The sequence below is a fragment of the Amycolatopsis sp. NPDC057786 genome, from assembly GCF_042797905.1.
Classification (GTDB): domain Bacteria; phylum Actinomycetota; class Actinomycetes; order Mycobacteriales; family Pseudonocardiaceae; genus Amycolatopsis.
The window spans coordinates 1-5,789 of sequence record NZ_JBHVKW010000190.1 but is presented as its reverse complement, the minus strand read 5'-3'; the positions used below and the strand labels follow the sequence as shown (position 1 = coordinate 5,789).

The 5,789-nt window shown below is 68.4% G+C and carries 8 protein-coding genes; 5 read left to right on the top strand and 3 right to left on the bottom strand.

Going from position 1 to position 5,789, the window contains the following annotated elements; translation table 11 throughout:
• Positions 1 to 321: 321 nt before the first annotated feature.
• Positions 322 to 1,458 (bottom strand): serine hydrolase domain-containing protein, encoded by a 1,137-nt coding sequence (locus ACFVM3_RS41705; RefSeq protein ID WP_378445426.1) that lies wholly within the window; start codon positions 1,456 to 1,458, stop codon positions 322 to 324.
• A 213-nt stretch (positions 1,459 to 1,671) separates the two neighbouring features.
• Between ACFVM3_RS41705 and ACFVM3_RS41700 the strand changes: the two genes are divergently transcribed.
• Positions 1,672 to 2,166, top strand: a complete 495-nt coding sequence (locus ACFVM3_RS41700; RefSeq protein WP_378445424.1) for a hypothetical protein — start codon at positions 1,672 to 1,674, stop codon at positions 2,164 to 2,166.
• Here the strand turns inward: ACFVM3_RS41700 and ACFVM3_RS41695 are convergent.
• Complete coding sequence (locus tag ACFVM3_RS41695; protein WP_378445422.1) at positions 2,163 to 2,525, bottom strand: hypothetical protein; 363 nt, start codon at positions 2,523 to 2,525, stop codon at positions 2,163 to 2,165. The two genes, ACFVM3_RS41700 and ACFVM3_RS41695, sit on opposite strands and share 4 nt — an antisense overlap.
• 71 nt (positions 2,526 to 2,596) lie before the next feature.
• Here ACFVM3_RS41695 and ACFVM3_RS41690 point away from each other — a divergent pair, with 71 nt between their 5' ends.
• The 4 genes from ACFVM3_RS41690 to ACFVM3_RS41675 all read left to right on the top strand — a co-directional run bounded on the left by ACFVM3_RS41690 (position 2,597) and on the right by ACFVM3_RS41675 (position 4,885).
• Complete coding sequence (locus ACFVM3_RS41690; protein ID WP_378445420.1) at positions 2,597 to 2,992, top strand: GntR family transcriptional regulator; 396 nt, start codon at positions 2,597 to 2,599, stop codon at positions 2,990 to 2,992.
• Positions 2,989 to 4,014 carry a DUF1648 domain-containing protein gene (locus ACFVM3_RS41685; RefSeq protein WP_378445418.1) on the top strand — a complete coding sequence of 342 codons (1,026 nt, stop codon included), beginning with the start codon at positions 2,989 to 2,991 and terminating at the stop codon, positions 4,012 to 4,014. The genes ACFVM3_RS41690 and ACFVM3_RS41685 overlap by 4 nt, the downstream gene beginning before the upstream one ends.
• 50 nt (positions 4,015 to 4,064) lie before the next feature.
• Positions 4,065 to 4,415, top strand: coding sequence for a DUF5997 family protein (locus ACFVM3_RS41680; protein ID WP_125678749.1), 351 nt, complete (start codon positions 4,065 to 4,067; stop codon positions 4,413 to 4,415).
• A 113-nt stretch (positions 4,416 to 4,528) separates the two neighbouring features.
• On the top strand, positions 4,529 to 4,885 hold the full coding sequence (locus ACFVM3_RS41675) for a hypothetical protein (protein ID WP_378445417.1): 357 nt from the start codon (positions 4,529 to 4,531) through the stop codon (positions 4,883 to 4,885).
• A gap of 13 nt (positions 4,886 to 4,898) precedes the next feature.
• Here the strand turns inward: ACFVM3_RS41675 and ACFVM3_RS41670 are convergent, their stop codons facing one another.
• Positions 4,899 to 5,651, bottom strand: a complete 753-nt coding sequence (locus ACFVM3_RS41670; RefSeq protein WP_378445415.1) for a LysR family substrate-binding domain-containing protein — start codon at positions 5,649 to 5,651, stop codon at positions 4,899 to 4,901.
• Positions 5,652 to 5,789 lie beyond the last annotated feature (138 nt).

Here is a 5,789-nt window from a genome sequence, read left to right as displayed (position 1 = left end):
GGTCGCAACGTTGAAGGTTGCGAAAGTGGCTTTCGCAACGTCCGGTGGGACACTTCACCCGCAGGACTCGTGCGGTGGAGGAAGAGGCGCCGGTACCGAAGGGGTCGGTCTCGTGGCCGATCGGACGACACGCGTGATCCGGCGGACGACACGCGTGACTGGACGGACGACACGCCCACGGCGGGGGCTCCGCCACGAGTCGCCCGCGATCACGCGTGCCATCCCTGCCAGCACGCGAAAACACCATCCGTGCACCCGCGGTAGGCACTCAAGACACGGTTGGCCCTAACCCGAATCGCCACTCACGACCCCCTGCACCCGTCACTTGCAGAACGCGGCGTCCACAGTGGCCATGACCGCCTTGGAACCCTTCTCCGCATCGCCGAAGGTGCCCGGCAGCGCGGTCACCGCGAGCCCGACGATCCGGCCGTCTTCCGTGGCTCCACCACGGGTTTCGAAACCGTGGATATCCCCGCCGTGCCCCCAGTACACGCCGCCGCAGCTGAGCGGATTGCTCATCAGGCCGAGGCCGTATTTCGTGCCGGGGAACAGGGGCGCGTCGACCGTCTTCCGCATTTCGGCCAGCTGCGCGGCGGGCAGCAGCCTGCCTTCGAGCAACACCTTGAAGAATTTGCCGAGGTCACTGGGCGTCGAGATCAGCTGCCCGGCGGCGCCGCCCCAGGACGGGTCCAGCTCGGTCGCGTCGATCACCTTGCCCGTGGCGGCGTTGCCGATGGCGTAACCCTGCGGATGGCGCCCCTGGATGGTCTGGTCGCCGACCTGCGGCCAGTACGTGTGCTTCAGGCCCGCCTTCTTGATCACGCGTTCGGTGATCTGCTCCTGGATCGGGCGTCCGGTCACCTTCTCGATCAGCATGCCCGCCAGCAGATAGCCGGTGTTGCTGTACTCCCATTCGGTGCCGGGCGCGAACTTCGCCGGGTGGCTCAAAGCCGCGGCGAGCAGTTCGTGGTTCGGGACGTACCGGTGCTGCACCTGCTCGAAGTTCTCCAGCCCGAGATATTCGGTGTAGTTCGGCAGCCCGCTGGTGTGCTGAAGCAGATGCCGGACGGTGATCTTGGTGGCGTCGATGCCCTCACCACGCACGATCCCGGGTAGGTACTTCTCGATCGGCGCGTCCAGTTCCACCTTGCCCTCGGCCACCAGTTGCAGGACCGCGACCGCCGTGAACGTCTTCGTGTTGCTGCCCGCCCGGACCGTGCCGTCCCGGGGAACCGGCACCTGGCGATCGATCCGCGAAGATCCCGCGACCAGCGACGTCGCGCGCCTTCCGTCCGCCACGTAGGCGAGCGCGGCCGGGAACTTCTCTTGACGCACCAACGAATCGAGCCCCTTCTGCAGCTCCGGCCCCTTGGCAGGGGCCGCGTCCGCCGCCGTGGTCGACGCGGCGCCCAGCACGCCCGCCACCGTCAAGACCACGACACTCTTGCGCACTGTCATTCGCACTCCTTGCTCGAACGGATCGACACCTACGACTCTGGCCGGATCGGGCGCGAAGATCAGGAGTGCTGTCTGCCGAATCCCGGGTAGCGCTGGCGCTACCCCGCCGAAAATTTTCGGACCAGAATTCGTCCCACCATTGTCGGCGCGGGATGCGGCTGACTAAGGTCAGTTCGGTAAGTGGACTAGACCACCCGAGGCCGGGAGGCGACGATGCCCCTCGACGAACAGCAGACCTGGGCGCTGCTGCGCGAGCTGGACCAACCCGGCCACTGGGAGGTGCCGCACGACTTCGACGGACCGGCCGAACGGGCCCGCTTCGAGCGACTGGCCGAACGACTCTCCCGACGCTTCGGCTGCACCTGCGAAGTCGACCGCGACGTGCAGGACGCCAGCTACCTCGGCAGGATCGCGATTCCGGCGAGCGCGACCTCCGCCGGGGATCTGGTGACCGTCACGGTCAGCAATTTCGGCGGCCTCGTCGCGGTGACATTGGGGAATCCGGGCAGCTACGACGAAGACGAGGAACGGGAGTTCTTCCCGGCGCCGGTCCGAAGACAGGTCGAAGACGAGCTGGAAGCACTCGGCTACCTGCCCGTCTCCGAACACCCGTTGTGGACCAGGTACACCGGGATCAGCGGATTCGACGCCCTCTATCCCCCGGACCGGACACCGTCGTGGTGGGACCGGTTCTTCGAGTATCTCTAGGCGTTGCTCGGCGCGAGCGCGTCGGCGAGTTCCACCGCGTTCGGCACGCTGATGAGCACCTCGTCGAACGAGAGCCCGGCGGCCCCGCGATCGATTTCGATCCGAAGCCCCGGCACACCCCTGCGAACCGACACCAGCTGCCGGCTCCCTGTACCCAGCCCCCAGTAGCCCACCTTCAGCACTCCGCTGATCAGCGCGCCGGCCCGGCCCCCGCGCGTCCGTCGCAAGGGCGCGTCGACCTGCTCGACGACCTTGATCGCCGCCCGCGGCACGACCACTTCGTCGCGCCACACGGCCAGCCGCTCCCAGGCCGAGAACCGCACCCGCACTCCGCCCTCGGTGATGTCCATCGTCGCCATCGTGACCGCCTTCCCTCCATAGCCATCTGATGTAGTTGTTATAGTAAGTGTATAGCAGATATCCTTGCGAGGTGTTGCTGACTCTCGACCTCGACAGCGAGGTGCCGATCTACCAGCAGATCCGCGACCGGATCGTCGAAGCCGTCGCCGACGGCGTGCTGGCCGAGGGCAGCGCCCTGCCCTCCACCCGGCAGCTCGGCGCCGATCTCGGGATCAACTTCCACACCGTCAACAAGGCCTATGACCTGCTGCGGACGCAGGGCTTCATCCGGATCAACCGCAAGACCGGCGCGGTCGTCCGGCGTGACGCGTCCTCCGGTCCGGCGGAAGACGGCTACGCGGACGAATGGCAGGAACGCCTGCGCACCTTGCTCGCCGAAGCCGTCGCTCTGGGCCTGGGGCCACGCGAGGTGACCAGCCGCTGCGAGTCCGTGCTGGACTCCTTCGCCGTGAGCGCCCCGCGATGACCGGACCGCTCTGGCTGAACCTGGCCCTGATCGCGTTCACCGCGGCCACCTTCGCCTCGGCCCCCGCGCTGGCGCGGCCGACCCTTCCCTTCGGCGTCCGGGTCCCGGCCCGGCGCGCCGACGAGCCCGTCATCCTCCTCGCGCGCCGTCGCTACAACCGGGGTATCGCGGCAGGCGCGGTCGTCGCCTGCGCCCTCGTCTTCATCGACGGGCTCGCTCCCGAAGTCGTCCTGGTCGGTCTCGTCGCGACCTATTCGCTGCTCGGCGGCCTGGCAAGCCGTTCGATCGCCGCCGCGAAACGCAAGGAGGGCTGGTACGCCGGGACACGGCAGGCGGTCACCGCCGACACCTCGCTGCGCTCGGATCCGGTCCGTCCACAGTGGATCCTCCTGGCGCCGGCGGTGCTGCTGACCGTCGTCACGGCGGTCATCGGCCTGGCCAAGGGCACGACGGACTTCTCGACGGTCCTCACGCAGATCCTGGTGCTCGTGCTGATCCCGCCCCTGACCATCGCGATCTCCCGGGCCAGGCCCGAGATCGACGCCGCGCAGCCGTCGGCGTCGGCTTCGCGGTACAGGGAGTACCTGCACGGGGTGCTCAGTCTGCTGCTGATCTCCGCGGGCTGTGTCAACGCGACCATGCTCGTCGTTTCGCTCCAGCAGTGGGAGGTCGTCGAGACGACGGTGCCGACGACGATCGTGGGCTACCTGCCCCTCCTCGCCGCCTTCATCGCGTGGATCGTCTTCACCGTGCGGGCAGGCGACGCCGGGCACCGGTTGTCCCCCACCGGCGACGAACCGGAGACCCGGTACGAACAACGCGACGACGACCGCTACTGGCACGCCGCCGGAATGGTCTATCTGAACCGGAACGACCCCGCGCTCCTCGTGCACCGCCGGGTCGGGACCTACTGGACGCTCAATCTCGGGCATCCGATCGCGTGGCTCGTCCTCGCCGCGGTCGCCGTGACCGGAGTGCTCGCCGCGCTCGGCATCGTCACGCTGCCCGAGAAGGGCGCCTGATCACAGGGCGTTACCCTGAGGGGATGACGTCGCAGAAAACCCCTCAAACGATGAAGCCCGCGACAGCGGCGAAGAAGCTGGGTGTATACCTCGAGGCAACCCCGGCGGAGTTCCAGGAGGGTGTCGTCTCCCGCGACGAACTGAACGCGCTGCAGGCCGAGCCGCCCGAGTGGCTGCGGGAACTGCGCCGCAACGGGCCGCACCCGCGTCCGGTCATCGCGGCGAAGCTGGGCGTCTCCATCAGCGGCCTGGCGCGCGGCGGGATCACCGGCGCCCTCACCACGGAGCAGATCGACGCGGTCAAGAACGAGAACCCCGACTGGCTGAAGCGGGAGCGCGAGACTCTGGCCGAGGTCCGCAAGGAGGAGGCGCGCCTCAAGGCCGCCCGCAGCGAAAGCTGACCGCGACGACGGAGGGTGCTGGACCCGCGGATAAAAGCACAGGTCCAGCGCTCCGTCGGTCGCCTCCTGAAAATGGGGCGGGGAACCCAAGAGCGACCTGCCATCATGAGCCCATGGATGTCGCGTGGCCCGGACGGCGTGAGGATGTACTCAACGCACTCAAGGTGCTCGCGGCGGAGCCTCCGGTGCTGGACGGCGCGGGCCGGGACTCTCGATGGCCGGACCTCACGAATGCTGTCCATTGGCTGGTGGACGACACTCCGTGGGATTTGGTGGATCCGGTCACGTCGATCGGGACGATCCTCCGTGACAACCAGGAGAGCGACGTGATTCGCGACGTCGTGGCCGCAGTCGTCGCCGTGTCGGAGCGCCAAGGCTCCATGAGTTCGGATGCAGCCTGGTTCAGTGACAGCGGCTGGAGCGAGGTTCGGCGTCTCGCTACGAAGGCGCTCACCTGCCTCGCACGGTGACCGCCCGGAGCCGCTAGCCGCGACGACGGGGCTTGCCGCGTTTCCCGCCCTGCGGAGCGCGGCGATTCCCGGCCTGTGGCTTCCGGCCGGCGGGCTGGGGGCGTTTGCCCTTCGCCGGGGTCTTCTTCTCCGGCGCCTGCTTTTCCGGGGCCTGCTGCCGCCCGCGCGTGCTGTTGACCGTGCGGCCGCGCACGATCCCGATGAACTGCTCCATCAGGTCGGTGGTCTCGTCGTCGGGCCAGGACAACGCGACGCCGGACTCCGGCGTACCGGAGATCGGACGGTAGGTCAGGTCACGCCGGTGGTGCAGCCGCGCGAGCGACTGCGGGACGACGAGGAGCCCGACACCGGCCGCGACCAGTTCGATGGCGTCCGCCGTGGTGACGGGGCGCTCCAGCGCGGGTTTCCCCGGCGGCGCGGCCCAGTCCAGCGTGTCGTCGAGCGGGTGCAGCACGATTTCGTCGGCGATGTCGTCGACGGAGACCTCGTCCGCGGCGGCGACCAGGTGGTCCTTGGGGACGACCACTACGGTCGTCTCGGTGTAGAGCGGGATCGCGTGCAGGCCCTCGCGATCGATCGGGAGCCTCAGCAGGACGGCATCCACCTCGCGCTCCCGGACCAGCGCGGCGGCCTCGGCCGCGGTCGTCTGGACGAGTTCGAGCGGGACGTCGGGCGACCGCTCGTTCCAGATCCGGACCCACTTCGAGGGCGTCACGCCGGGGACGTACGCGAGTTTGAAGGAGGCGGGTGTGTCCGGGCCGGTCATGGGGGCAAGGTTACCGGGAGTGGTCATCGCCCTCGTGAGCGGCAAGGACGGCTTGGGTTCTAGTGGTCGTCGCAGCATCTGATGTGGAGGTGTTGTGGTGGCTGGGATACGTCGTCGTTGGTTGCCGCGGGATGTTCG

Bases quoted from the DNA above. Each gene is read 5' to 3' on its own strand.
- ACFVM3_RS41705 (WP_378445426.1), bottom strand. From the start codon at position 1,458: ATGACAGTGCGCAAGAGTGTCGTGGTCTTGACGGTGGCGGGCGTGCTG.
- ACFVM3_RS41700 (WP_378445424.1), top strand. From the start codon at position 1,672: ATGCCCCTCGACGAACAGCAGACCTGGGCGCTGCTGCGCGAGCTGGAC.
- ACFVM3_RS41695 (WP_378445422.1), bottom strand. From the start codon at position 2,525: ATGGCGACGATGGACATCACCGAGGGCGGAGTGCGGGTGCGGTTCTCG.
- ACFVM3_RS41685 (WP_378445418.1), top strand. From the start codon at position 2,989: ATGACCGGACCGCTCTGGCTGAACCTGGCCCTGATCGCGTTCACCGCG.
- ACFVM3_RS41680 (WP_125678749.1), top strand. From the start codon at position 4,065: ATGAAGCCCGCGACAGCGGCGAAGAAGCTGGGTGTATACCTCGAGGCA.
- ACFVM3_RS41675 (WP_378445417.1), top strand. From the start codon at position 4,529: ATGGATGTCGCGTGGCCCGGACGGCGTGAGGATGTACTCAACGCACTC.
- ACFVM3_RS41670 (WP_378445415.1), bottom strand. From the start codon at position 5,651: ATGACCGGCCCGGACACACCCGCCTCCTTCAAACTCGCGTACGTCCCC.